General features: G+C 39.2%; 1 protein-coding gene. It reads left to right on the top strand.

The genetic code is table 11. The features are described 5' to 3' along the window. The coding region (locus tag HMPREF2542_RS06770) for a GBS Bsp-like repeat-containing protein (protein ID WP_186822137.1) at positions 1–799 on the top strand (799 nt) is incomplete at both ends.

A 799-nucleotide genomic window follows, 5' to 3' on the forward strand; every position in this document is an offset into this window, starting at 1 on the left:
GATGATGTGATCTGGTACGATGCGATTAAGCAAATAGATGGCACCTATAAGTTGAGTGTAGATATTCGCCGTCATAAAAATAATCGCGGTGAATATAACATACACATGTATTACATTCAGTCAGATGGTAGCCTGCAAGGGGTAACCGGCACAACAACTAAAGTAGAAGAACCGAAATACAGCGTGACAGGTACCATTCACATTGAAAACAAGACCTCGCAAGGTTTCGATGTCTTGATTACTAACGTATCAGACAGTAATGGAATTTCTAGAGTAAAAGTTCCTATTTGGACAGAGAATAGTGGCCAAGACGATATTATCTGGTATGACGCTAGCAAGCAAAATGATGGAAACTATAAAGTCACTGTTAACATTAGTAAACATAAAAATGAAAGCGGTGAATACAATATTCATCTCTACTACATTGAACCAAATGGTAAAATAAGAGGTGTTAGCGGTACCAAGACAATCGTAGTGGCACCAAGTTCTGCAAGAGAATCCATTCCGTCTCAAGGAGTTTATACTTTTAAAAAGGAAGTTGAAGTCAAAAATAGTCCCACAATGACGGCTAAGACTGAATTTACCTTTGCAAGAGGAGAAAGAATTCGCTATGATAAGGTATTGGACGCAGATCATCATCAATGGATTAGTTATGTTAGCTACAGTGGAACACGTCGCTATATCCCAATTGCAACCTTAACAAATGAAGAAGCTCCCAAACCTGTTCAGGTGACTGGCACGATTCACATTGAAAATAAGACCTCGCAAGGCTTTGATGTGGTGGTAACGAATGTCAGCT

This window comes from Streptococcus sp. HMSC034B05 (assembly GCF_001809055.1).
Classification (GTDB): domain Bacteria; phylum Bacillota; class Bacilli; order Lactobacillales; family Streptococcaceae; genus Streptococcus; species Streptococcus constellatus.